Origin of the sequence: Methylobacterium sp. 88A (assembly GCF_000376345.1) — a bacterium.
GTDB lineage: Bacteria > Pseudomonadota > Alphaproteobacteria > Rhizobiales > Beijerinckiaceae > Methylobacterium > Methylobacterium bullatum.
The window spans coordinates 2,188,838-2,213,884 of sequence record NZ_AQVT01000001.1 but is presented as its reverse complement, the minus strand read 5'-3'; the positions used below and the strand labels follow the sequence as shown (position 1 = coordinate 2,213,884).

The window sequence follows — 25,047 nt, the reverse complement described above, 5'->3', positions numbered from 1 at the left end:
AGGAGGGCTCGTCAGCGCATCCCGCGACATGCGTGACTGTTGTAGCTCACGCAGGCGCGAGGCGGGTGAGGCGGTCGAGGAGGGCGCGGTCGTGGAGGAGGGCCATGCGCTCCTTGGGGCTGAGCCACTCGGCGGCCTCGGCGATGGTCTCGGCCTCCACCACCTTGGCCTGGGCGAGGGCGCGGTCGGTGTCGATCACGCCGCGGGGGCGTTGGGGCATCTCCGGCAGCATCAGGGCATGGGCCTCGGCGAAACCCGCATCGGCGTGGAGGGCGCGGATCGCATCCGATTCGTCGAGGCCGGCCTCGGCGTTGCGGGCGGCGATCGCCCCGGCGCTCGACGCGATGGCGGGCGGGTCGCGCTCCTCCGGGGTCATCAGCAGGCCGAGGCGCTTCAGGGCGAGGCCCCAGGAGAGCTGGCCGCTCGCCCAGGAGATCGGGATCGCCAGGACGAGGCCGAGGATGGTGGGCGACATCCAGAGGAACAGCGAGGTGGCGATGGCGAAGGCGGCGATGCCCGTCACCAGCCCCAGCACCATGTGCCAGCGGTGGCGGCGGACGATGTCGCGCAAGGGGATCGAGCCGTCGTCGCGCCGCTGCGGGTTCCAGCCGGTGTCGCGCCCCACCAGGATCTCGAAGACCGAGCCCGACTGGATCAGCATGGCGATGGGCGCGATGAGCGCGGAGAGGATCGTCTCGATCAGGCTCGACAGGACGAGGCGGATGGCGCCGCCCGAGGCCCGGCGCACCGGCCCGTCGATCAGCGCCAGGATCAGCCCCAGGAGCTTCGGGGCCAGCAGGATGCCCATGGTGAGCCCGAACAGCTGGAGCGCGCGCACGGGGTCGAAGCGCGGCCAGACCGGGTAGAGCCCGAATTCGGAGGTGAAATATTCCGGCCGCACATAGGCGGTCTGGAGCACCAGGGCGATACCGACCACGAGCTGGCCGAGCCAGAGCGGAGAGGCGACGTAGCCGGCGATGCCGGTGGCGAAATGCTGGCGCGAGGCCAGCGTCAGGCCCGCCGCACCGATGACGCGGCTGTGCTGCAGGTTCCCTTGCGCCCAGCGCCGGTCGCGCACCGCCACGTCGATGAGGGAGGGCGGGCTCTCCTCGTAGGAGCCGGGGAGGGCGGGCAGCATGGTCACGCTCCAGCCGGCCCGCCGGATCAGCGCCGCCTCGACGAAATCGTGGCTGAGGATGTGGCCGCCGAAGGGCGGCTTGCCCTTGAGGTCGGGCAGGCCGCAGGCCTCCGCGAAGGCGCGGGTGCGGATGATGGCGTTGTGGCCCCAGTAATTGCCGTCGCGGCCCGACCAGACGGAGAGGCCCGTGGCGATGACCGGGCCGTAGATGCGGGCGGCGAATTGCTGGACGCGGGCGAACAGGGTGTTGCGGTTGATGATGAGCGGCAGCGACTGGACGATGCCGGAATCCGGGTCCGCCTCCATGGCGGCGGCGAGATGCACCACGCAAGCGCCCGTCATCAGGCTGTCGGCGTCGAGCACCAGCATGTGGTCGTAGGCCCCGCCCCAGCGCGAGACGAAGTCGCCGATATTGCCGGCCTTGCGGTGGTGGTTCTTCGCCCGGTGCCGGTAATAGAGCCGCGCATCCTCGCCCCAGCGCGCGCGCAGATCGAGGAAGGCGCGCTCCTCGGCGATCCAGGCGTCTCCTTGCGTCGAGTCCGACAGGACGAAATAGTCGAAGGCCGCGCCGTGGCCGGTGGCGTCGATCTCCGCCCGCATGGCTTCCACGGCCGCGAAGGTGCGGGCGGTGGCCTCGTTGTAGACCGGCATGACGATGGCGGTCTTCGTGGCGAGCCGGGTCGGCGGAAGCGGAGCCTTCGGCCGGCGCAGGAGCGTGGCAAAGCCCAGGATCGCGCTCATGAAGGAGAGGGCGATCCAGGAGAAGTTCAGGGTGAAGAGCACGAGCAGCACGTATTGCAGCGCCGTCGTCCCGCCCGAGACGGCCACGACCTCGTACATCTCCAGGGCGCCGTAGGCGGTGAGCAGCGCCGCCCCGCCGAAGACGAAGGCGCGGGCGGCCCAGGGCCGCCGCGCGGGCTTGGCCGGACGGTGCCCCGATGCGGTGTCCCAGCGGTCGAGCGCCTGCACCGGCATGGGCAGCGGGGCTTCGGGCGGCATCGCGGGCCGGAAGGAAGCCGGGGCGGTGGGGGGAAGCGCGTGCGTGTTCAGGGTGTCCACCGGTAGAGCCAGGTTTCGGTGACGGGGGCCTCCCCACGCTTGAGCACGAGGCGCAGTTCGCAGGTCTTCTCGCCGCCCGTGTCGAGCTCGAAGGAGACCCGCACCGTCTTACGGTCGGGATAGCGGTACAGGGTCGGAGCCGCCACCGTGCCGGGCGAGGTCAGCAGCGTCGGCTGCAGGTCCGGATCGGCGAACAGGATGTCGCCGGTGAAATCCACCAGGAACAGGCGGCGGTTGCTCCCCGTCGCCTTGCCGCTGCGGGTGCCGGAGACGAGCGCCACGGGCGGCGCCTCCGGTGGCTGCCAGCACCAATGCTGGCGATAGCTGAACGCATGCTCGGTGCCCGCCGCCAGCGTCGCCTTCGGGCGCCAATAGGCCAGGATGTTCTCGTTGAACTCGGAATCGCTCGGGATTTCGAGGAGCGTCACCGCGCCCGGCCCCCAATTGCCGAAGGGTTCGAGCCAGAGCGACGGGCGCCACTCCCAATGCTGCACGTCGTCCTCGAAATCGGCGTAGCTGCGCGCCCGCTGCATCAGGCCGAACCCTTTGGGGTTCTCGTCGACGAAGGACGAGACCTGCAGCGTCTCCGGGTTGCGCGCCGGGCGCCAGATCGCCTCGTTGGCACCGGTGCGGATCTGCAGGCCGGTGGAGGCATAGGCGCCGGCGCGGGCATCGTCGGCGCCGCGCCGGTCGTAGGGGCCGAAGAGGTAGCTCGTGGTCATGCCGCCGAGACCGAGATGATCGATGGCCGCGCGGGCGAACACCGCGCCCTCGACATCGCAGAGCGAGGCGCCGCCGGGCCGCAGGCTCATCCGCAGGGCGGCGGTGGCCGAGGGGGAATCGACGAGGCAATGCAGCACCAGCGGGCCGCCGGGACCGGGACGCTCGACCCAGATGGCGCGTAGTTCGGGAAACTCCTCGCCGCGTGAATCGGCCGGGCGCAGGGTGAGGGCGCGGGCGGTGACGCCGAAGCCCTGGCCAGTGGCCACGAGGCGGAAGAACGAGGCCCCCTGGAACGTAGCGAAATCGGTGAGTTCGCCGCCATCGAACCGGGCGCGGATGCGCAGGCCCGAATAGCCGGGATCGTCCTTGAACTCGGGCAGGGCGATGCCCTCCGCCTCGAAGCGGGAGCGATCGTAGGCCAGCGGCCGCACCGTGCCGTCCTCCACCAGGGCCAGGGCCACGCGGCCGGTGAAGACCGAGCCGCGATGCAGGGGCTCGAGGGTGAAGCCGAAGGCCTCGTTCGCCCAGACCGCGCTGCCCGGCACGGTCCGGATGGCGTTGTATTGCTCGCGGTTGAGGCCGGTCAGGGCACCGGGTAGGTCGTCGGTGCGGGGGGCGGCGTAGGGGCGCTTGGCCAGCGCGCGGGCCAGGTCGGGCAAAGTATGGCCGAGGAACGGCGCGCCCTCGGCGGGGAGGGCGGGGGCATCGTCCGCCCAGGCGGTCGAGGCGGTGCCGGGGAGGGAGAGAGCCAGCGCGGCGGCGCTCGCCTGCAGGAAAAGCTCCCGGCGGCTCCGGTCCTGCGGTCCCGTCACCACGGGATCAGCGGAGGAGGGTTCTGTCACGGCGCGGCGAAGTCCCGGAATCGTCGGCGTCATTGGACCTGTAATGTCGGCGCGGGAAGGCGCGGGGTGCGATGCGGTATGTCCCGGCTTTACCACGGCACGGCCTGAACCCAACCTTAAGCCGGAAGGAACCGAAACCGTTCAACGGAACGCGGATTTTCCGACGGGCGAGCGGCCGGCCAGCGCCGGGCACGGCAGGCGAGGGGGCTCGGACTGGCCGAATGGCCGCGCTTGTGACAGATTCCGTGGGTCGTTCACCTCACACGAGGCACCTCATGGCGCTCATCCCATGCCCTGCCTGCGCGCGACAGGTCTCCGCGCAGGCCCTCGCCTGTCCGGGCTGCGGCCACCCCGGTGACGCCGCCTCCCCGGCGGGAGGCGGCGTCACGCGCATGCTGGGAACCGTCGCCGGCACCTACATCTCCACCACCACCCTGGCGAGCCTGGTCCTCGGGGTCGTCATGTTCGTCTGCGTGGCCGCCGTGCTGATCACCCTGATCCTCAAGAGCCAGTGACCGCGACGGGGCGGACCGGATCTCCGTCAGCGCGCCCGGCTTGCCGGCCGCGCAGGCTTGCTACCCGACAAGCCACGCAGTAGCGCAGCCGGACAGGACGCGAGCCGGCCCCCGGCCCGACAGCGGCGGAGCGACGATGACGGCGCAGACCCCCCATTCGACCGAGCCCGCCAGGACGGGCGGACGCAGCCTCACGGCCATCGTGCTCGCCGCCGGCAAGGGCACACGGATGCGCTCCGACCTGCCCAAGGTGCTGCATGCGGTGGCTGGGCGGACCATGCTCGGCCACGTGCTCGCCGCCGCGAGCGAGGCCGGGGCGACCCGCATCGCCGTGGTGGTGGAGCCGGGGCAGGAGGCGGTCGCCGCCGAGATCGCGCGGGCCGCACCCGGAGCGTCGGTCCATCCGCAGGTGGAGCGCCTCGGCACCGCCCATGCGGTGCTCGCCGCCCGCGAAGCCCTGGAGGCGGGCTCCGACGACGTGGTCATCGCGTTCGGCGACACCCCCCTCGTCACCGGGGCCACCCTCGCCCGCCTGCGCGCGCCCCTGGCCGATGGGGCTGCAGTGGCGGTGCTGGCCTTCACGGCGGAGACTCCCACCGGCTACGGACGGGTGCTGACGGAGGGCGGGCGCGTGCTCGCCATCCGCGAGGAGAAGGATGCGAGCGCGGAGGAGCGCGCCGTCACCCTGTGCAATGCCGGCCTCATGGCACTCTCCGGCCCCCATGCCCTCGGCCTGCTGACGCGGATCGGCAACGCCAACGCGGCGGGCGAGTACTACCTGCCCGATGCGGTCGCCCTCGCCGTGGAGGACGGGCTCGCCGTGGCGGTGGTGCCCGTGGACGAGGCCGAGGCGCAGGGCGTCAACGACCGGGTCCAGCTCAGCGTCGCCGAGGCGACGATCCAGGCCCGCCTGCGCCGCGCGGCCCAGATCGGCGGGGCCACCCTGGTGGCGCCGGAAACGGTTTTCTTCAGTGTCGACACGGTGTTGGGCCGGGACGTTCTCGTGGAACCTCATGTGGTGTTCGGCCCCCACGTGACGGTCGGCGACCGGTGCGTGATCCATGCCTTCTCGCATCTCGAGGGCGCGACCCTGGCGCGGGGCGTCCATATCGGCCCCTATGCGAGGCTTCGTCCCGGCGCGGTGCTGGAGACCGGCTCGCGCATCGGCAATTTCGTCGAGATGAAGAACGCCCGCCTCGGCGAGGGCGCCAAGGCCAACCACCTGACCTATCTCGGCGATGCCGAGATCGGGCCGGGCGCGAATGTCGGAGCCGGCACCATCACCTGCAATTACGACGGGGTGAACAAGCACCGGACCGAGATCGGGGCCGGCGCCTTCATCGGCTCGAACACCGCCCTTGTGGCGCCCGTGAGCGTGGGTGCAGGGGCCATCGTCGGCGCGGGCTCGGTCATCACCTCCTCTGTGCCGGCCGATGCCCTCGCCATCGCCCGCAGCCGCCAGCGCATCATCGAGGGCATGGCCAGCGGGATGCGGGCGGCGCTGCAGGCGATGAAGGCGTCTCGATCCAAGAAAAACTAGTCTCTTCAGTATTTTGCTAACAAGTATGAATGTAGGCATTGAGCCAAATTCGGCCTCGGATATGGCATGACGGCAGGAGCCCTGGCCGGATCGTGTTCCGATCCGGTACAAGGCCCTTCCAGAAGGCTTGGGCCGCTCCTTGCGTGGGCCACCGCCAATATCCCGGTCGGAGACGTCGGAGGCCTGTCCCGCTTCCGCCATTCCGGCCCGGCCCCTCGTGTGAGAGAAGCGACCATGTGCGGAATCGTTGGCATCGTCGGGCATGAGGCGGTGGCGGGACAGGTGGTCGAAGCCCTGCGCCGCCTCGAATATCGGGGCTACGATTCGGCCGGGGTCGCCACCCTGGCTCATGGCCGGCTGGACCGTCGCCGGGCCGAGGGCAAGCTCTCCAACCTCGAACTCAGGCTGCGCGACGAGCCGCTGCCTGGCGCCATCGGCATCGGCCATACCCGCTGGGCCACCCATGGCCGCCCCAACGAGACCAATGCCCACCCGCATGCCACGGCGCGGCTGGCCGTCGTCCATAACGGCATCATCGAGAACTTTCGCGAGCTGAAGGCCGAGCTGCAGGCCAGCGGCGTGCGCTTCGAGAGCGAGACCGACACGGAGGTCGTGGCCCAGCTCGTCAGCGCCGAGATGGACAAGGGGCTGGGCCCGGTGGAGGCCGTGGCCGCCGCCCTGCCGCGCCTGCGCGGTGCCTTCGCCCTGGCCTTCATCTTCACCGGCTACGACGATCTCCTCATAGGCGCCCGCCACGGTGCGCCCCTGGCCATCGGCTTCGGCGAAGGCGAGACCTATCTGGGCTCGGACGCCCTCGCTCTCGCCCCCTTCACCGAGGAAATCACCTATCTGGAGGAGGGCGACTGGGCGGTGCTGACCCGCGAGGGCGCCGCGATCCGCGACATCGACGGCAATCCGGTCTCGCGCCAGCGCCAGCGCATCGTCGCCCAGGCCTACCGGGTCGAGAAGGGCAACCACCGCCACTTCATGGCCAAGGAAATCCACGAGCAGCCCGAGGTGGTGGGCCGCACGCTGGCCCATTACGTCGACCTCGCCAACGGCCGGGTCGCCCTGCCCGAGGCGCTGCCGTTCGATTTCAAGGACCTCTCGCGGCTCTCGATCACCGCCTGCGGCACCGCCTATTATGCCGGGCTGGTGGCGAAATACTGGTTCGAATCCCTGGCGCGCCTGCCCGTGGAGATCGACGTCGCCTCCGAGGCGCGCTACCGCGAGCCGCCCCTCGACACGGCCGGCCTGACCCTCGTCATCTCGCAATCGGGCGAGACCGCCGACACCCTGGCCTCCCTGCGCTACGCCAAGAGCCAGGGCCAGCACACCCTGGCGGTGGTCAACGTGCCGACCTCCACCATCGCCCGCGAAGCCTCGGCCGTGGTGCCGACGCTCGCCGGCCCCGAAATCGGCGTGGCCTCCACCAAGGCCTTCTCCTGCCAGCTCACGGTGCTGCTGTGCCTCGCCATCGCGGCGGGCCGGGCGCGGGGCACCCTGAGCGCCGAGCGCGAGCGCGAACTCGTCGACGCGCTCATCACCGTGCCGGGCCTGATGGCGGACGCGACCAAGCTGGAAGGCGAGATCGAGCTTCTCGCCCGCGAGGTCTCGAAGGCCCGCGACGTGCTCTATCTCGGCCGCGGCACGAGCTACCCGATGGCCCTGGAAGGCGCGCTGAAGCTCAAGGAGATCAGCTACATCCACGCCGAGGGCTACGCCGCCGGCGAGCTCAAGCACGGCCCCATCGCCCTCATCGACGAGAGCGTGCCGGTCATCGTCATCGCGCCGCACGACGCGATCTTCGAGAAGACGGTGTCGAACATGCAGGAGGTGGCCGCGCGCGGCGGCCGCATCATCCTCATCGGCGACGCCAAGGGCGCGGCGGCCGCCGGCCTCGACACCATGGCGACGGTGACCATGCCCGACCTCGACCCGGTCGTGTCTCCCATCGTCTACGCCGTGCCGATCCAGCTCATCGCCTACCACACGGCCGTGTTCATGGGCAAAGACGTCGATCAGCCGCGCAACCTCGCCAAATCCGTGACGGTCGAATAGGCCGGAACCGCCACCGGAATCCGTCGATTGTCAGGCGCGCCTCGAAACGGGGTCGCGTGGCGGTCGAAGCGGGGGTCGCATGGCGGTCATACGGGGCCGCGTGGCGGTCGCGCGAGACGACGCGGCATGGCCCATTGAATGGCCCGGTTGGGCGGCTCCCTGACGGGCGCACGGCGGCGGAGACCAGGTTTGACGTATCTCACGCTCGCCCTGCAGGGCATCGCCGGTCTGCTCGTGGCAGCGACGGTGCTGCCCCTGATCGAGACCAATCTCGGCTTCATCCGCAGCCTGGACTTCCCCCGGCTCCAGATCGCGGTGGCGCTGGCGGCCTGCCTCGCCGGCCTCCTTCTGGTCTCCAGGGACACGACCTCCCTCGTCCTCGCCCTCGCCATGGCGGCGGCTTTGGTCATGCAGGTCCGCTACATCCTGCCCTTCACGCCGCTCGCCGCCACCCAGGCGAAGGCGGCCAAAGCCTGCGAGCCGGGAGCCCGGCTCAGCCTCGTGGTGCTCAACGTCCTGCAGACGAACAGGAATTACGGCGCGGCCCTCGATCTCGTCACGCGTCGCTCGCCCGATCTCGTCCTGCTGCTGGAGACCGATTCCGCTTGGCAGGAGGCCATGTCCCCATTGCGTGCGCTCTACCCGAACCGGGTCGAGCAGCCGCAGGACAACACCTACGGCCTGCTGTTCTACTCGCGCCTTCCCCTGCGCGGCCCCGAAATCCGCTTCCTGCTCCAAGACGACGTGCCGTCGCTGCGCACGCAGGTGGTGCTGCCGGACGGCGAGACGGTGAGGCTCCATGGCCTGCATCCGCGCCCCCCGCATCCCGGCCATAGCAGCGCGCCGCGCGACGCCGAACTGGTGATCGTCGCCCGCGAAGTCGCAGAAGCGCCAGGTCCCACCATCGTCGCCGGCGACCTCAACGACGTGGCCTGGTCCCGCACGACCCAATTGTTCCAGAGCATCAGCGGCTTGCTCGATCCGCGCCGGGGCCGCGGCCTGTTCGCGACCTTCCACGCGCAATGGCCGGTGATGCGCTGGCCCCTCGACCATGTCTTCTTCAGCGAGCACTTCCTGCTCGGCCACATGGAACGGCTGCCCGGCGTCGGATCGGACCATTTCCCGATCACGGTCAGCCTCTGCGCCGCGCCGCAGGCCCCCGTCCGGCAGGAGAAGCCCGAGGCCACCGCCGAGGATCACCGCGATGCCCAGGAGGCCATCGAGGCCGTGCGCTGAGGCTCTGCGAGGTGGTGTCGACACGGTGCCTCTCCGGTATCAGACTGGCGCTCGCACATCGCCCGGCGCGCCCCGTGCTTCGTGCTTGCCGGCCTCCGGGCCGGACAACCGACGTGAAAGCCGTTCCGGGCACAGGACGAGACGCCATGGCGCACGATCACGACCATCACCACGACCATCCGGACCACGCGCATGGCAGCGCCCTCAGCCCCATCGAGGCGCGGGTGAGGGCGCTGGAATCGCTGCTTCTGGAGAAGGGCTACGTCCAGGCCGACGCCCTCGACGCGCTGGTCGAGATGTACGAGACCCGCATCGGCCCCCATAACGGCGCCCGTGTCGTCGCCCGCGCCTGGACCGATCCGGCCTATCGCGAACGGCTCCTCGCCGACGGGACGCCGGCCATCGCGGAACTCGGCATCGGGGGGCGCGGCGGCGAGCACATGGTGGTGGTCGAGAACACGGCCGACAGCCACAACCTCGTCGTCTGCACCCTGTGCTCCTGCTATCCCTGGCCGGTGCTCGGGCTTCCGCCGGTCTGGTACAAGGCGCCGCCCTACCGCGCCCGCGCCGTCCTCGACCCGCGCGGGGTCCTCGCCGAGTTCGGCCTCACCCTTCCCGAGGCGACCCGCATCACCGTGTGGGATTCCACCGCCGAGACCCGGTTCATGGTCCTGCCCCTCCGCCCCGCCGGCACCGAATCCCTCAGCGAGGCCGAGCTCGCCGCCCTGGTCACGCGCGATTCCATGATCGGCACCGGGCTGCCGCTCACCCCGGAGACGGCCCAATGAACGGCGCGCAGGATCTCGGCGGCGGCCACGGATTCGGCACCGTCATGCCGGAGGCGAACGAGCCGGTTTTTCATTCGGAATGGGAACGGCGCGTCTTCGCCTTGGCTCTGGCGGTGGGCTATACCGGTACATGGACCCTGGACGGCAGCCGCGCCGCACGGGAATCGCTGCCCCCGGCGGAGTACCTCGCGTCGAGCTATTACGAGATCTGGCTCGCTGCCCTCGAAGCGCAGGTCGTCGCGCATGGCCTTGCCACGCAAGAAGAAATCGCCGCGGGCGCCAGCGCCGGGCCGGCGAGCCCGGTGAAACGGGTGCTGCGTGCCGAGGAGATCGCACCCCGCTTCTCCGCGGGATTCCCCAGCGACCGGCCGCCGGATGCGCCGGCTCTATATGCGGTACGCGACCCCGTCTTGACCCGCAACGACCACCCCATTGGCCACACCCGCCTACCCCGTTACGTCCGGGGCCGGCGTGGCGTCATCGAGCGGATCCACGGCGCCTTCGTCCTGCCCGATGCCAGCGCGGAGGGCCGGGATGCCCCGCCGCAATGGCTCTACACGGTGGGGTTCGAGGCCGCTGAGTTGTGGGGGGCGAGCGCCGACCCGGGCGGGCGCGTCACCGTGGCCGCCTTCGAGGGGTACCTCCTGCCGGGGACGCCGTAATGACCGCCACAATGACCGCCATGTGCCGGCCAGACGATCCGGGACCGTTCGCGGAACCCTGGGAGGCGCAGGTCTTCGCCCTGGTGGTCGCCCTGCAGGAGCGAGGCCTGTTCACGCAGGAGGAATGGGCGCGCGCCCTCGGGCGCACCATCCAGCCGGAGGGGAAGCCGGAAGCGGCGGCCGATTACGGACGCTGGCTCGCGACCCTGGAAGCTCTGCTCGCCGAACGCGGTGTCACCGATTCTGCGAGCGTCCAGGCCCGCAGTGACGCCTTCCTGCGCGCCGCCGCCGCGACCCCGCACGGCGAACCGATCCGGCTGGCCAACGACCCGCATCCGTCGCCCTGAGGACACCCAGCCCCCAGACGGGGCAGGGCGACCGCCTATGACATGCCGCTGCCGGCGGGGTAAGGGTCTGAACCTCCTGCATTTCTGGATCCCGGGCTCCGCTACGCGGCCCCGGGACGACGGGGTGCCGGCACAGGCCTTCCGCGCCTTCGCGTCACGTCATGGATCTGGCACAAGCAGCGTCGGCGGGGCATCCTGCCACTTCCCTCCCCGACGAGAACGGACACGACCATGGCAACGCCGCGCGACCTCAAGGTCCAGATGGCCGGCGAGACCCGCGCCCGCGAACGGGCCCAAGCCCTGGCCTCGGCCAGCGCCGTGCGGGCTCAGCGCGCCGAACTCGCCCTCAAGGAGGCCCTGGCGGAGCGGGATGCGTGGAAGGAGAGGGCGCTGGCGGCAGAGGCGGCGCTCGGCGAGACCAAGCCGTGATCCTCGGCCTCGGATCATCCGGGGCAGGGGGCGCTTCCTCGCGCTTGAGGTGACACGCCCGACCCGCTAACCCTTGTCATGCAGGCTGACGATCGGCCTCCCACGAGACAGGCCGCCCGTGCGCGAAACGCTCACCCCGTCGCCGGAACCAGACCCCGCCGGAGCACGGCCGCCGCCTCGGGTGAGCAAGAAGAGCCGCCTGCGGACCTACTTCCTCACCGGCATCATCGTCGCCGGGCCGCTGGCGATCACGATCTACATCACGTGGTGGTTCATCAGCCTCATCGACGGCTGGGTGAAGCCCCTGGTGCCGGCGAGCTACCTGCCGGACCATTACCTGCCCTTCTCGATTCCGGGCATCGGCCTCGTCATCGCTTTCATCGCCGTGACGCTGCTCGGCTTCCTCACCGCCAATCTCGTCGGCCGCAGCGTGGTGGAGTTCGGAGAGGTGCTGCTCGCGCGCACCCCGGTGATCTCGGGCCTCTACAAGGGTCTGCGGCAGATCTTCGAGACGCTGTTCTCGGCCAACGGCACGTCGTTCCGCACCGTCGGCCTGGTCGAATTCCCGGTGAAGGGAACGTGGTCGGTGGTGTTCGTCTCGGCGCCGGCCGGCCCCGACGTGCAGACGGCGCTCGGCGAGGAGAACGACCATGTGGGCGTGTTCCTGCCCTGTGCGCCCAACCCCACGACGGGGTTCTTCTTCTACCTGCCGCGGGCGGACATCATCGAAGTGCCCATGAGCATCGATGACGCGGCCAAGCTGGTCATGTCGGCGGGGGTCATCCAGCCGGAGGACCCGCAGGTCAGGCTGCAGGCCATGGCGGCATCGATCCGTGCGGCTCAGAACGGGCAGGCCACCGGGCCGGAGGCGGCGCTCGAAGCCTCGTCACGTCGCCAGGAGAAGCTCGTCAGCACGGAGTGAAACGCTCGCCCATGCAGGGCTGCCGGTGCAAGTCTTTGGGCAGGGACGTCGACCCGACGCACATCTCCCGAACAGCGAATTCGCCTTTCGGGAGCCCTGCTCGAACGCGCCTAGTTGTGGACCGTCATCGAGGCCTTCTCGATGGGCAGCGTCGGCGGCGAGGCATCGGCGACATGGCTGTTGGCGTGCGGGGCAATGGTGGAACCACCCCAGCCCATGGCGATCTGGGCAGTGACGGCCACCAAGAGCAGGACCATCAGGGCATTCGCCGCGATCTGGAAGGGGCGGGCGGATTGACGGACCGCGAGGAGGACATCGTCCGTCGTCTTCAGCGCGGGCTCCTTGCCATCCGAGATCGGAAGCAGCCAAGGCTCGCTCGGAAGGGCGTGGACGCTCCCCATTTCATGGGCACCCGGTAGGTTTTGGAACAGTCCGGCAGACATATCCATCCTCCTGAATTCTGTGTGGCAGCCCAGTCTGGCGGGCTGTTCGTTCATGTTCAGTTAAGGGGAGAATACGTTCATTTCAAGTTCAGGAAGTCCGTGCGGCACCGCACAACGGCTCGGGGAAAGAGGTCCGGAAGTCAGCCTACCCTTTAAAAGATAAGGGATTTCCGGCGTTCTGCGGCTGCGGTGCCATGGTTCGTGAAGCTGAACTGCGCAGACGTCATCGGGGGTCGATTCGTCGCTTTTGTGGCGATGCGTTCAGGTTTGGCGCGGGGCTCGTTCAGCCGGCTCCGAGCAACCGAATCGCCGCGTCCCGTTCGAACAGGTAGAGCAGCACCCGGAGTGCCCTGCCACGCTCGGATCTGAGGCCGGGATCGCGCTCGACGATGAGCCTGGCATCATCACGGGCCACTTCGAGCAGGCTGGCATCGCTCTCTAGATTCGCGAGGCGGAAGGCAGCCGCGCCCGATTGCCGGGTGCCCAGCACCTCCCCCTCGCCGCGCAGGCGCAGATCCTCCTCGGCGATGCGGAAGCCGTCATCGGTCTCGCGCATCATTTCGAGGCGGGCACGGGAGACCTGTCCCAGCGGCCCGCGATAGAGCAGCAGGCAGGTCGAAGCCTTGGCCCCGCGCCCGACCCGACCGCGCAGCTGGTGCAATTGCGCGAGACCGAAGCGCTCGGCATGCTCGATCACCATGATCGTCGCCTCCGGCACGTCGACGCCCACCTCCACCACCGTGGTGGAGACCAGGATCTTCGTCTCGCCGGCGGCGAACCGCTCCATGGCGGCATCCTTGTCCGGCCCCGGCATCTTGCCGTGGATCAGCCCGACGGCGTCACCGAATTCCTGCCGCAGGTCGGCGAAGCGGTCCTCGGCGGCGGCGAGGTCGACATATTCGGATTCCGCCACCAGCGGGCAGATCCAGTAGACCCTGTCCCCGGCGGCAAGCGCCCGGCCGAGCCCCATCACCACCTCGTCGAGCCGGTCGATGGAGACGAGGCGCGTGGCGATGGCTTGGCGGCCGGCCGGCTTCTCGTCCAGGACCGAGACGTCCATGTCGCCGAAGCAGGTCAGCGCCAGGGTGCGGGGGATCGGCGTCGCGGTCATCACCAGGATGTCCACCGCCGCCCCCTTGGCGCCGAGCGCGAGGCGCTGATGGACGCCGAACCGATGCTGCTCGTCCACCACGGCGACGCCGAGATCCTTGAAGATCACGCTGTCCTGGAACAGGGCATGGGTGCCGACCACGATATCGATATGGCCATCGGCGAGGTCGGCGAGCGTCGCTCGGCGCTCCGAAACCTTGTCGCGCCCGGTGAGGAGGCGTAGACGCAGCGAACCGACCAGCCCCGTCAGGCGCTCGAAATGCTGGCGCGCCAGGATCTCGGTGGGCGCCATCAGCGCCGCCTGCCGGCCGACCTCCACAGCCGAGGCCATGGCCAGCAGCGCCACTGCCGTCTTCCCCGAGCCGACATCGCCCTGGAGCAGGCGCAGCATGCGCCGGTCGGAGGCGAGGTCGGCGCGGATCTCCTCGACGGCCCGGGCCTGGGCGCCGGTGAGCGCGAAGGGCAGGGCGGCTTCGATCCGGTCCTTGAGGTGCCCGTCCCCGGCATTGGCCCGGCCGGGCGCGCGGCGGTTGCGGGCGCGCATCAGGGCCAGCGCCAGCTGCGAGGCGAGGAGTTCGTCATAGGCGAGCCGCCGCCGCGCCGGGGGGCGGGGCGTGATGCCGTCGCTCGCCGGTGCCGGCGGCGCGGCCTCGGGCCGATGCTCGGCCCTGAGCGCGTCGGCGAAGCCCGGCAGCCCCTCCCGCGCGAGCCAGGCCGGATCCTGCCATTCAGGGAGGGTCGGCAGCCGGTCGAGGGCGGAATGCGCCAGTTTCGAGATCGCCCGCGAGGTCAGGCCCTCGGTGGCGCCGTAGACGAGCTCGACGGCGGGCAGGGCGGCGAGCCCCGCCTCGTCCACGATCCGCGACGGATGCACCATCTGCCGGTGCCCGTCCCACAGGTCGATCCGGCCGGAAATGTAGCGATGGGCGCCGAGCGGCAGCATCTTCTCCACGCGGGCCTGCGGCATGCCGAAGAAGACGAGGGTGATGTCGCCGGTGCCGTCCTCCACCAGGACCCGGAACGGGCGCCGCCCCGTCCCGGCCTGGGGCGGGCGATAGCCGGTGACCGTGACGCCCAGCGTCACGGGCTCGCCCGGCGGCGCCTCGGCGATGGAGCCCATCATCGTGCGCGCCACCCCGCCCTGGGGCAGGTGGAACAGGAGATCGACGATCCGCGCGGGCTGCTCGGGCGTGCCGAGGAGCCGCTCGATCAGCGGCGCCATCTTCGGCCCGACGCCGGGGAGGGTCCGGGCCTGGGCGAAGAGCGGATCGAGGATGCTGGGGCGCAGGTTCGTCGAGCGGGGTTCGTCTGTCATGGGCGAAGCGACCATCCCTCGTCTGGATGCGGGACGGAAGACACCCGAAGGCGGGATGACAGTGCCGGACCTCGCGTATCCGTCATGTCCGGAGGAGAGAGCATGAGACCGGCATAGAATGCGGGGACCGAGCCGGGCAACGATCTCTTTGCCGCTGCCGCCGCGCGTGACGATATGGTCCGGCGGCGTTGCAACTCTGTCGGGATCGGCCATATTTGGGAAGCCGGTCCCGTTGTGGACATTGCGGCATGGAATTCCGGCGCACGCACCATGGCCACGATCGCCCTCGATACTCTCGCCATCGCCCGGAAGCTGAAAGCCGCCGGGTTCTCGGACGACCAGGCGGAGGCCGTGACTGGCGTCCTTCGCGAGACGCGGGAAACCGATCTGTCGACGTTGGTGACGAAATCCGACCTCAAGACCGAGATCGCGGAGTCGAAATACGACATTCTCAAATGGGTCCTGTCGGCTATCGGATTCCAGACCATCGTCATCGTGGGCGCAATCGTCACGCTTGCGCGAGGGCTGCGCTGAAAAGGCCTGCGCTGAACCTCGTGCGATCCGACCACTCCACCGATCCGGGGATCCCAGGATCGCAGCATCACAGGCTGACCCCATGTCCGGAACCACCCGCACCAGCGCGGATCTCGATCCGCGCCGCCGCCGCACCCTCTTCCGCGCCTGGCATCGCGGCATGCGCGAGATGGACCTGATCATGGGCCGTTTCGCCGATGCGGAGATCGGCACGCTGAGCGATGAGGAGCTGACCACCTTCGAGGCCCTGATCGAAGTGCCCGACCGCGACCTGTTCCGCTGGCTCACCGGCGAGGACGAGACGCCGCAGAATTACGACACGCCGGTATACCGCCGCCTCCAGGCGTTCCATAAGCACGACGCGCCGATTCACTAGCGGTCCAGGCGATGCGGGGCTCTCCTCCCCCTTGTGGGGAGGAGTTGGAGGTGGGGGTAGCGCCGCTCGCCTCCGCAGTTGGATTGTCACCCAACCACCCCCACCCTCGGTCCCTCCCCACAGGGGGGAGGGAGGCGCGTCGCGTCACACTTTCCCATGAGTTCGAAACCCCGACCCGATGGCCAAGCCCCAGCCCAAAGCGCCCGCTCCCGCTCCAAAGCCGCAGACGGCGCGGTTCGCCCTGCCGAAATCCGGTGCCCTCGCCCGTGCGCTGGAGGCGCTGAAGCGCGGCGACAGTCCGACGCTCGCCAACGTGCCCGAAGGGTTCGACGCGGTGGTGGTGGCCGATCTCGCCCGCGCCCTGTCGCGGAGTTTCGAGGGGCCGGCGGTGCTGGTGCATGTGGCCCGTGATTCCGGGCGCTCGAACGCGTTCCAGACCGGGCTGAAATTCGTCGCCCCCGAGATCGAGGTGATGAGCATCCCGGCCTGGGACTGCCAGCCCTACGACCGGGTCTCTCCGAACGCCGCCATCGCCGCCCAGCGGATGACCGCGCTGTCGCGGCTCTCGCGCTCGCGCTCCTCCGAGGAACAGCCGCGCATCCTCTGCACTACCGTCAACGCCCTGATCCAGAGGGTGCCTCCCAGAGAGAAGATCGCGGTGGAGACCTTCTCAGCGGCGATCGGCAACGTGGTGCCGATGGACACCGTCACCGCCTGGGTCGAGGCCAACGGCTTCCTGCGCACGGGGACGGTGCGCGAGACGGGCGAATACGCCGTGCGCGGCGGCATTCTCGACCTGTCGCCGCCGGGCCTGCCGAACCCGATCCGCCTCGACTTCTTCGGCGATACCCTGGAATCGATCCGCGCCTTCGACCCGGAGACCCAGCGCACGGTGGGCTCGCTCCGCTCCCTCGACCTCGTTCCGATGAGCGAGGTGCAACTGACCACGGAGACGATCCGGCGCTTCCGCCAGGGCTACATCTCCACATTCGGCGCGGCGACCCGCGACGACCGGCTCTACGAAACGATCAGCGAGGGACGGCGCTATGCCGGACTCGAGCACTGGATGCCGCTGTTCTACGACCATCTCGACACCCTGTTCGACTACGTGCCGGGCGTGCCGCTGGTCTTCGACGCGCAGGCGGAAGAGGCGGTCGCCGAGCGCCTCACCCTGATCCGCGATTATTACGACGCCCGCGCCGAGGCGATGAAGACGCCCTCCACCGGCGTCGCGCCCTACAAGCCGCTCAGGCCGTCCTCCCTCTACCTGACGCAGAACGACTGGAAGGAGCGGGTCGCCGCCGCCTCCGTCGCCCGGCTCTCGCCCTTCGCGGTGCCGGAAAGCCCGGACCGCCTCACCATCGATTGCGAGGGCAAGGCGGGCCGCAGCTTCGCCGCCGAGCGGGCGGACGAGACGGCCAGCGTGTTCGACGCCGCCGTCGCGCATGTGAAGGAACTCCAGGGATCCGGTCATCATGTGATCCTCGCATCCTGGTCCGACGGCTCGCGCGACCGGCTCTGTGGCGTGCTCACCGATCACGGCCTGAAGAAGCCGGTCTCCATCAACACCCTCACGGCGGTGAACGCCCTGAAGCGCGGCACCGACATGGCGGTGGCGGTGTGGGGGCTCGATTCCGGGTTCATCGTCGACAAGCTCGCGGTCATCTCGGAAGGCGACATCCTCGGCGACCGGCTGGTGCGCCAGAAGCGCAAGTCGAAACGGCCACAGGACATCATCCTGGAGGTTCAGGCGCTACAGCCCGGCGATCTCGTGGTCCATGCCGATCACGGCATCGGCCGGTTCGTCGGCCTCAAGACGGTGACGGCGGCGGGCGCGCCGCACGATTGCCTGGAGATCCAGTATGCCGGCGGCCTGCTGCTGCTGCCGGTGGAGAACATCGAGCTTCTGACCCGCTACGGCTCGGAGGATGCGGAGGTCGCCCTCGATCGTCTCGGCGGCGGTGCCTGGCAGGCCCGCAAGGCCAAGATGAAGAAGCGCATCCTGGAGATGGCCGGCCAGCTCATCAAGATCGCGGCCGAGCGCTTCGTGCGCCAGGCACCCCGCCTCCAGGCCCCGGATGGGCTCTACGGCGAGTTCGCCGCCCGCTTCGTCTTCGAGGAGACCGAGGACCAGGCCACGGCCATCGATGCCGTCCTCTCCGACCTCAATGCCGGCCGCCCGATGGACCGCCTCGTTTGCGGCGATGTCGGCTTCGGCAAGACCGAGGTGGCCCTGCGCGCTGCCTTCGCGGGCGCCATGGGCGGCAAACAGGTGGCGGTGGTGGTGCCCACCACCCTGCTGGCGCGCCAGCATTACCGGACCTTCGCCGAGCGCTTCAAAGGGCTGCCGGTGCAGGTGGCGCACCTGTCGCGCTTCGTCTCCGCCGCCGAGATGAAGCAGAACCGCGCGGGGCTGGCCGCCGGGACCGTCGACATCGTGGTCGGGACCCATGCGCTCCTCGCCAAGAACGTGGCGTTCAAGGATCTCGGCCTGATCATCGTCGACGAGGAGCAGCATTTCGGCGTGGCCCACAAGGAGCGCCTCAAGGCGCTCCAGGCCGATGTCCACGTGCTGACCCTGTCGGCGACCCCGATCCCGCGCACGCTCCAGCTCGCCATGACCGGGGTGCGCGAGCTCTCGATCATCGCGACGCCGCCGGTGGACCGCCTCGCCGTGCGCACCTTCGTGATCCCGTTCGACGCGCTGATGATCCGCGAGGCCCTGCTGCGCGAGCGCTATCGCGGCGGCCAGTCCTTCTACGTGGTGCCGCGCATCGAGGACCTGGCGGAGGTGAAGCGCTTCCTCGACACCGAGATGCCCGAGACCAAGGTTGCGGTGGCCCATGGCCAGATGGCGGCGGGCCAGCTCGAGGACGTGATGACCGCGTTCTACGAGGGCAAGTTCGACGTCCTGCTCTCCACCACCATCGTCGAATCCGGCCTCGACATCCCCACCGCCAACACGCTCATCGTGCACCGGGCCGACATGTTCGGCCTCGCCCAGCTCTACCAGCTCCGCGGCCGCGTCGGGCGCGCCAAGGCCCGCGCCTACGCCCTGTTTACGACCCCGGCCAACAAGCAGCTCACCGTACAGGCCGAGAAGCGCCTCCAGGTGCTTCAGACCCTCGACACCCTGGGGGCGGGCTTCCAGCTCGCCTCCCACGATCTCGACATTCGCGGCGCCGGCAACCTCCTCGGCGATGCCCAGTCCGGCCATATCAAGGAGGTCGGCTACGAGCTCTACCAGCAGATGCTGGAGGATGCCGTCACGGCCCTCAAGGCCGGCATCGAGGAGCCGGTGGAGGAGGCGTGGTCGCCCACCATCGCGCTCGGCGCCCCGGTCACGATCCCGGAGGATTACGTCGAGGACCTTACCGTCCGCCTCGGCCTCTATCGCCGGCTCTCCACCCTGGAGAACGATGCCGAGATGGAGAGCTTCGGCGCCGAGCTCATCGACCGGTTCGGACCGCTGCCGCCGGAGGTGGAGCAGCTCCTCAAGATCGTCACGATCAAGATCCTGTGCCGCGACACCAACGTGGAGAAGGTCGAGGCCGGGCCGAAGGGCGTCGTCGTGCATTTCCGCGACAAGTCGTTCGCCAATCCGCAGGGACTGGTGGCCTTCGTCGGCGGTCAGGCCTCCTTCGCCAAGGTCCGCCCGGACATGAGCATCGTGTTCATCCGCGAGCTCGATTCCATCCCCGAGCGCCTCAAGATCACGACCTCGATCCTTCGCGAATTGTCGAAGATCGCCCGCGCCACGAAGAAGAAGGCGGCCTGAACGGCATCGCACCGGACCACGAAAAAAGGCGGGCCCAACGGCCCGCCTCGCATGTAAATTCTCGATCTCGCTCAGTCGCCTACGACGACCTGTTCATCGTCGGTGTCAGAGATCCGGCTGGTTCAGGACGTAAGGCCCGATGCGGCTCTGCAAGTCGATCGCGGAACCGCCGCCACGCCCCGTCACACCGTCGATGACGATCACGGGGATGCCCGCCTGCTGCATCTGCTCGCGCAGGCGCTCCGAGAGCATGGCATAGGCCGGGTCGAGGCGGGACGAGGTCTGAAGGAGGATGGCCGCGGGGCGGGCGATGACGGCGAGAACGTCGTCGGCGGCCTCGAGGGATGCGGTAACGCTCGCATAACCCAGCTCGGCAAGCTCGGCGGCGAGGGAGTGATCGATGGCGCGGTGACCATCATCGACGACCAACACTTGTTGCAGCGCACTCATGACTGTCAGGGTTAGCCCATCAATCGCCCCTTGGGAAGGGACCTGTGCGATAACACACGTCAACCCGGATGGTTCGCCGGCTGTGGGGCGAAATTACTGCGGCTACCCGGCCGATGTCCCGGGGTCGGACGGCGACGTCGCGCGCTTGCCAGCCTTCACACATGACGTCAGCCGATCACTATAAGAAACTGCTTTCACACGCAGATTTTATTTTCCAAGCACACTGAATCTTGGCCTTTTGCGATGGCCGCTCACCATTCCTCGAAAGCGGTGGATTTCGGGCAAAACCCGAAGCCGGGACGATCAGCAGCGGACGATCTCGGTTGCTCGGCCGGCAAATATTTTTGCCGCGAAAGGCACGGCATTCCAGAGATCGGCGGTTTTTCCCGGCGGAATTCCGCGCTGCAATGGGCTGGCCCCGGAGGCGCGACCCCGGAACGCGAATCGCCCGTCCTCGTCCCGCGCGATATCGAGCAGGGCCGGAAACGGCGCCAGCGGGTGAGCATCCGCAAGGAAGTGGGCGAGATCCCCGTCGGCTCGCGAGGCGGTGAGGAGCGCCGTCTCGTCGAAGGCGAGGACATCGACCACCCGTCGCGGAGCATGGACGGAGGCCGGCGCCAGCAGCCGGGCGTGAAGGCGGGTCGGTAACCGATGGGCCAGGACGATGGATTCGAGTCCGTCCGGGCTGCGGCTCGCGGCCAAATTGCGTTCGAGGGCGGCCGGCGCGACGAGATGGGTCGGGCCTGGCCGGCCCAGCGCTTCGGCGAAGCGGCCGGCATCGAACGGCCCGACCATTTCCAGGCCGGCCCCCGCCACGAGGGCGGCACCGAGACCGGTGACGAGCCCCCTCAGGTCGACGGGAGCGAGGAGGGTCAGGATGCGCTCGCGGGGGGCGACCCGGGCCGTGGCGAGATGGACGGCGATGGTGGCGATCAGCGCGTCGGCGGGACGATAGACCGGCTGCGCGGGATCGGCGGCGGCGAAGGTGACGAGCCCGGCGCTCTCCGGTGCGAAGGGGCCGCCGCGTCCGTCGAGGACCATGCCGTCGAGGCTGATGACGCCGTCGGGCACGTCCGGCCCGAAAGCCGCGAGGTAGCGCAGGCCGAAATAGCGTACCGCCACCTGGCGCAGGCACTCGGCCGGAAGCTTTCCCGCGACCCGGGACTGGGTGAGCACGGCCTGGATGCCGGCGGCCTGGATGCCGGAGACCAGGGCATCCTCGTCCCATGCCTGGGGCAGGAGGCAGGGAATGTGGCCCGCGGCCTCGATGGCGAGGTAGGACAGCAGGGTCTCGGACCCGGCGGCGGCGATGAGGCCGACCCGGCTCGCCGGAGCCAGGCGCCATTGTCGCATTCCGTTGGCGAGGCGCGCGACGATCTCGGCGGCGGCCCCATAGGTCCAGGTGATGGGGCCGCGCCCGGACCAGCCTGCCTTGTCCTTCGGATCCACGAAGGCGACCCGGCCGGGATCGGCATGGGCGGTCGCCGCCAGCAAGGTGCACAGGCCGGGCCTGGCCGTTTCCGAGCGCTGGCTCGGCGCGACGGGGCTGTCCGCCGGTACGGGGACGGGGAGGGCGTCACGAAAGGACATGATCGCTGGCTGCGCCGACACCTCCGCTCAACTCCCCGCGCGCATCGACTCCTCGTGCCCTCCGGTCATGGACGATTAGGGTTAAACCTTGCTTAAACCGATCCGTGTCGAGGAGGCCGAACGGGGACGATCGCGCTCCTCCGGACGAGACAGGTGTCATGTCTTCGCCGCATTCCGCAGGGAAGCAGGCCGCCCGGTCGTTCGAGCGGGTTCGAGGCGTTGAGCGCCCCGTCCGGCGCCTTGGCGGGCCAGGTTGGCCATCCAAGCTCCGGGAACGGGCAATTTGCGCGCGCCGAGGGCTTGACCGCGCGGACCAGGGCGGCGAGGGCTCGACCGAACACCGTCCGCGGGTTTCGATCCGCACCATCGAGTTCAGGAAACGCCTTGCTGGGCTCGAGAGCCGCAGCATTCCTTCGTCATTCGCGATATCCAAGGGGTCAGAGCTGATGTTCTTTGCCAACCGTCCCGCGCGCCCGATGCGCGCCGCCGCGATTCTCGCCCTGGCCGGCATGATGGGCAATACGGGCTTGGCGGCACCGGCCTTCGCCCAGGCGCCGAAGGGCAAGGCGCCCGCTCCGGCCGCCCCGGCACCGGCGGCTCCGGCCACCCAGACCCCGGCCGCCCAGCAGCCGGCCGGCCCGCAGATCGTCAACGTGAAGTCCGAGCCGTCCCAGGCCGACTGGACCAAGGTGTGCGGCAAGGACCAGAACACCAGCACCGACGTCTGCTACACAACCCGCGACTTCGTCTCCGACCAGGGCCAGCCCGTCCTCGCCGTGGCGGTCTACGACATGAAGAACGCCCAGCAGAGCGTGCGCGTGGTGCGCTACCTGCTGCCGCTCGGCCTGCTCCTCGGCCCCGGCATCCGCTTCACCGTCGATGGCCAGCAGGCGACCCCGGGCAAGTTCGCCGTGTGCTTCCCCAACGGCTGCTTCGCCGAAGCCGGCAATGTCGGTAACGACCTCGTGAACGCGCTGAAGAAGGGTACCACCCTCAACATCAGCGTCCAGAACCAGGCCCAGCGCGAGGTGACCTTCGCCGTGCCGCTGGCCGGCTTCGGCAAGGCCTTCGACGGCCCGGCCGTGGACCCGAAGGTGCTGGAAGAGCAGCAGAAGAAGCTCCAGGCCGAGCTCGAGAAGCGCAGCGAAGACATGCGCAAGAACCTGGAAAAGCAGAACGCCGCCGGTACCGCTGCCGGAAGTGCCGCTCCGAAGCCCTGAGACCGTCTCCTGGCCTCGATCCGAACATGAAAAAAGGCCGGGCTCGTCGCCCGGCCTTTTTCATGCGCACATTCGACGACGGCGCCCCATGCCGTGGGGGACCCGTCCCGCACTCAGTTCGCGTGCGCGCTCCGGAGACGGTAGGCGCCGTCCGAATCCCGCTCGAACACCTCCGGAATCCCGGCATGGCGCAGGGCCTCGCCGGATGTATCGGGAACGAGGTTCTGTTCGGAGACGTAGGCCACGTACTCGCTCTCCGCGTTCTCGGCGAGGAGGTGGTAGAACGGCTGGTCCTTGCGCGGCCGGACCTCCTCGGGGATCGCCAGCCACCATTCCTCGGTGTTGTCGAAGATCGGGTCCACGTCGAAGACGACGCCGCGAAACGGGTAGATCCGGTGGCGCACCACGGCGCCGAGGCCGAACTTGGCGGTGCGCGTCTGGGTTCCGGTGGGAGAGAGATCGGTCATGACGCCAAAATAGGATGCGTCGGACAGGTTGTCATCGGCGGCGTTGCCACGCCGCATCGCAAGGTGCCGTCCCGGTCTGCAGATCCCGGACGGCATCCGGCCGATCGCTTCGGGATCCGTGGCTGCGGGAAGCGGCGGTGAGGGGGGGCGAACGAACGAGGCTGTGCCTGAGCCGCCCCCTCACCGTCGGCTGCCGCCTCGCTTCATGCCCCGACGAGGGGGCATGAAGCCCTTCTCCCCGCGTGCGGGGAGAAGGGGAGCCAGGGGAGGCCATCTCAGTTCGGGCCAGAGGTCACTTCAGGCCGTAGGTCTTGGCGAGCTCCGGGTCCTTCTCGGCCACCAGCCGGGCGAGGTCGACGATGACCTTGGCCTGCTTCCAGGTGGCGTCGTCCTGCATCTTGCCGTCGAGCATCACCGCACCGGTGCCGTCCGGCATCGCCTCGACGATCCGCACCGCGAAGGCGACCTCCGCCGGATCGGGGGCGAAGACGCGCTTGGCGATGGCGACTTGGTTCGGGTGCAGGGTCCAGGCGCCGGCGCAGCCCATGAGGAAGGCGTTGCGGAACTGGGCCTCGCAGGCATCCCCGTCCGAGAAGTCGCCGAACGGGCCGTAGAAGGCCTTGAGGCCGTTGGCCATGCAGGCATCGACCATCTTGGCGATGGTGTAGTGCCAAAGGTCCTGCTGGGCGCTGGCCCGAGCGGCGCCGTCGCTCGTCGGGTCGGCGATGACACGGTAATCCGGGTGGCCGCCGCCGACGCGGGTGGTCTTCATGCCGCGGGAGGCAGCGAGATCGGCGGGGCCGAGGCTCATACCGTGCATGCGCGGGGAGGCGGAGGCGATGGCGTCCACGTTGGCGACGCCCTCGGCCGTCTCCAGGATGGCGTGGACGAGGATCGGCTTGCCGACGCCGTGCTTCGCTTCGAGCTGGGCCAGCAGCTGGTCGATGTAGTGGATGTCCCACGGACCCTCGACCTTGGGCACCATCACCACGTCGAGCTTGTCCCCGACCTGGGACACGATCTCGAACAGGTCGTCGAGAATCCAGGGGCTGTTGAGGGCGTTGATGCGGGTCCACAGGCCTGTGCCGGACGCGGCGAAATCGGTCGCCTGCGCCATGGCGACGAAGCCCTTGCGGGCCGCCTCCTTCTGGTCGACCGGCACGGCGTCCTCGAGGTTGCCGAGCACTACGTCCACGGTGGCGGCGAGGTCCGGCACACGGGCGCGGACCTTGTCGTTGTGAGGCGGCACGAAGTGGATCATCCGCTCGAGCTTCACCGGCAGGTCACGGAACGGGGCCGGGGCGCCAGTGGCGAGGGGCTGGAAGAAGCGGCGCGGCAATTTCATGGGGTCTCGGGCTCCGTGTGTCGATCGATCGTCGGACTGGGTCATCGCTCTGGATATCGTATTCAGGACGATGCCGTAGGATGTTCAGGGCGCATCATCTTTGCCGAAAACTCGGGTCGGACTTTTCGGGGTGAGGCTCTAGCCTCGAAGCGGTTAG

At 69.3% G+C, this 25,047-nt stretch carries 21 protein-coding genes; 13 read left to right on the top strand and 8 right to left on the bottom strand.

Annotation, left to right across the window (positions count from 1 at the left end; genetic code table 11):
• Window positions 1-46: 46 nt before the first annotated feature.
• Both mdoH and A3OM_RS0110530 read right to left on the bottom strand, forming a co-directional pair.
• Entirely contained in the window at window positions 47-2,197 is a 2,151-nt protein-coding gene (gene mdoH / locus A3OM_RS0110535) for a glucans biosynthesis glucosyltransferase MdoH (RefSeq protein WP_018043723.1), read from the bottom strand.
• Window positions 2,185-3,762 carry a glucan biosynthesis protein D gene (locus A3OM_RS0110530; protein ID WP_245257780.1) on the bottom strand — a complete coding sequence of 526 codons (1,578 nt, stop codon included), beginning with the start codon at window positions 3,760-3,762 and terminating at the stop codon, window positions 2,185-2,187. The genes mdoH and A3OM_RS0110530 overlap by 13 nt, the downstream gene beginning before the upstream one ends.
• Before the next feature lie 275 nt (window positions 3,763-4,037).
• Between A3OM_RS0110530 and A3OM_RS0110525 the strand changes: the two genes are divergently transcribed.
• The 9 genes from A3OM_RS0110525 to A3OM_RS0110485 all read left to right on the top strand — a co-directional run bounded on the left by A3OM_RS0110525 (window position 4,038) and on the right by A3OM_RS0110485 (window position 12,262).
• Window positions 4,038-4,277, top strand: coding sequence for a hypothetical protein (locus tag A3OM_RS0110525; RefSeq protein ID WP_018043721.1), 240 nt, complete (start codon window positions 4,038-4,040; stop codon window positions 4,275-4,277).
• 136 nt (window positions 4,278-4,413) lie between these two features.
• Complete coding sequence (glmU, locus tag A3OM_RS0110520; RefSeq protein WP_018043720.1) at window positions 4,414-5,817, top strand: bifunctional UDP-N-acetylglucosamine diphosphorylase/glucosamine-1-phosphate N-acetyltransferase GlmU; 1,404 nt, start codon at window positions 4,414-4,416, stop codon at window positions 5,815-5,817.
• 234 nt (window positions 5,818-6,051) lie between these two features.
• Window positions 6,052-7,878 carry a glutamine--fructose-6-phosphate transaminase (isomerizing) gene (gene glmS / locus A3OM_RS0110515; RefSeq protein WP_018043719.1) on the top strand — a complete coding sequence of 609 codons (1,827 nt, stop codon included), beginning with the start codon at window positions 6,052-6,054 and terminating at the stop codon, window positions 7,876-7,878.
• Between the two features lie 189 nt (window positions 7,879-8,067).
• Window positions 8,068-9,114 (top strand): endonuclease/exonuclease/phosphatase family protein, encoded by a 1,047-nt coding sequence (locus A3OM_RS0110510; protein WP_018043718.1) that lies wholly within the window; start codon window positions 8,068-8,070, stop codon window positions 9,112-9,114.
• Between the two features lie 146 nt (window positions 9,115-9,260).
• Window positions 9,261-9,902, top strand: a complete 642-nt coding sequence (gene nthA / locus A3OM_RS0110505) for a nitrile hydratase subunit alpha (RefSeq protein WP_018043717.1) — start codon at window positions 9,261-9,263, stop codon at window positions 9,900-9,902.
• Window positions 9,899-10,564 (top strand): nitrile hydratase subunit beta, encoded by a 666-nt coding sequence (gene nthB, locus A3OM_RS0110500; RefSeq protein WP_018043716.1) that lies wholly within the window; start codon window positions 9,899-9,901, stop codon window positions 10,562-10,564. Before nthA ends, nthB begins: the two co-directional genes overlap by 4 nt.
• Window positions 10,564-10,911 carry a nitrile hydratase accessory protein gene (locus tag A3OM_RS0110495; RefSeq protein WP_018043715.1) on the top strand — a complete coding sequence of 116 codons (348 nt, stop codon included), beginning with the start codon at window positions 10,564-10,566 and terminating at the stop codon, window positions 10,909-10,911. Before nthB ends, A3OM_RS0110495 begins: the two co-directional genes overlap by 1 nt.
• A 231-nt stretch (window positions 10,912-11,142) precedes the next feature.
• Window positions 11,143-11,340 carry a hypothetical protein gene (locus A3OM_RS0110490; protein WP_018043714.1) on the top strand — a complete coding sequence of 66 codons (198 nt, stop codon included), beginning with the start codon at window positions 11,143-11,145 and terminating at the stop codon, window positions 11,338-11,340.
• Between the two features lie 118 nt (window positions 11,341-11,458).
• Window positions 11,459-12,262 (top strand): DUF502 domain-containing protein, encoded by an 804-nt coding sequence (locus A3OM_RS0110485; RefSeq protein WP_043764323.1) that lies wholly within the window; start codon window positions 11,459-11,461, stop codon window positions 12,260-12,262.
• A gap of 110 nt (window positions 12,263-12,372) precedes the next feature.
• Here the strand turns inward: A3OM_RS0110485 and A3OM_RS0110480 are convergent, their stop codons facing one another.
• Together A3OM_RS0110480 and recG are read right to left on the bottom strand one after the other, a co-directional pair.
• Complete coding sequence (locus tag A3OM_RS0110480) at window positions 12,373-12,705, bottom strand: hypothetical protein (protein ID WP_026175920.1); 333 nt, start codon at window positions 12,703-12,705, stop codon at window positions 12,373-12,375.
• A 283-nt stretch (window positions 12,706-12,988) separates the two neighbouring features.
• Window positions 12,989-15,130 (bottom strand): ATP-dependent DNA helicase RecG, encoded by a 2,142-nt coding sequence (recG, locus tag A3OM_RS0110475; protein WP_026175919.1) that lies wholly within the window; start codon window positions 15,128-15,130, stop codon window positions 12,989-12,991.
• Window positions 15,131-15,400: 270 nt separating this feature from the next.
• Here recG and A3OM_RS0110470 point away from each other — a divergent pair, with 270 nt between their 5' ends.
• The 3 genes from A3OM_RS0110470 (at window position 15,401) to mfd (ending at window position 19,818) form a co-directional block, all read left to right on the top strand.
• A complete protein-coding gene (locus tag A3OM_RS0110470; protein ID WP_018043710.1) occupies window positions 15,401-15,664 on the top strand; it encodes a hypothetical protein in 264 nt (87 codons plus the stop codon).
• Window positions 15,665-15,746: 82 nt separating this feature from the next.
• Entirely contained in the window at window positions 15,747-16,040 is a 294-nt protein-coding gene (locus tag A3OM_RS0110465) for a succinate dehydrogenase assembly factor 2 (protein ID WP_018043709.1), read from the top strand.
• A 178-nt stretch (window positions 16,041-16,218) separates the two neighbouring features.
• Window positions 16,219-19,818 (top strand): transcription-repair coupling factor, encoded by a 3,600-nt coding sequence (mfd, locus tag A3OM_RS0110460; RefSeq protein ID WP_018043708.1) that lies wholly within the window; start codon window positions 16,219-16,221, stop codon window positions 19,816-19,818.
• Between the two features lie 105 nt (window positions 19,819-19,923).
• Here mfd and A3OM_RS0110455 read toward each other — a convergent pair whose 3' ends face one another.
• Window positions 19,924-20,268, bottom strand: coding sequence for a hypothetical protein (locus A3OM_RS0110455; protein WP_018043707.1), 345 nt, complete (start codon window positions 20,266-20,268; stop codon window positions 19,924-19,926).
• A 303-nt stretch (window positions 20,269-20,571) separates the two neighbouring features.
• Complete coding sequence (locus A3OM_RS0110450; RefSeq protein WP_081612738.1) at window positions 20,572-21,858, bottom strand: AMP-binding protein; 1,287 nt, start codon at window positions 21,856-21,858, stop codon at window positions 20,572-20,574.
• Window positions 21,859-22,304: 446 nt separating this feature from the next.
• Here A3OM_RS0110450 and A3OM_RS0110445 point away from each other — a divergent pair, with 446 nt between their 5' ends.
• Entirely contained in the window at window positions 22,305-23,078 is a 774-nt protein-coding gene (locus A3OM_RS0110445) for an invasion associated locus B family protein (protein ID WP_018043705.1), read from the top strand.
• A gap of 113 nt (window positions 23,079-23,191) precedes the next feature.
• On the opposite strand, the gene hspQ is transcribed toward A3OM_RS0110445, so the two are convergent.
• On the bottom strand, window positions 23,192-23,545 hold the full coding sequence (gene hspQ, locus A3OM_RS0110440) for a heat shock protein HspQ (protein ID WP_026175917.1): 354 nt from the start codon (window positions 23,543-23,545) through the stop codon (window positions 23,192-23,194).
• A gap of 292 nt (window positions 23,546-23,837) precedes the next feature.
• Window positions 23,838-24,890, bottom strand: a complete 1,053-nt coding sequence (locus A3OM_RS0110435) for a CoA ester lyase (RefSeq protein WP_018043703.1) — start codon at window positions 24,888-24,890, stop codon at window positions 23,838-23,840.
• Between the last annotated feature and the right edge of the window lie 157 nt (window positions 24,891-25,047).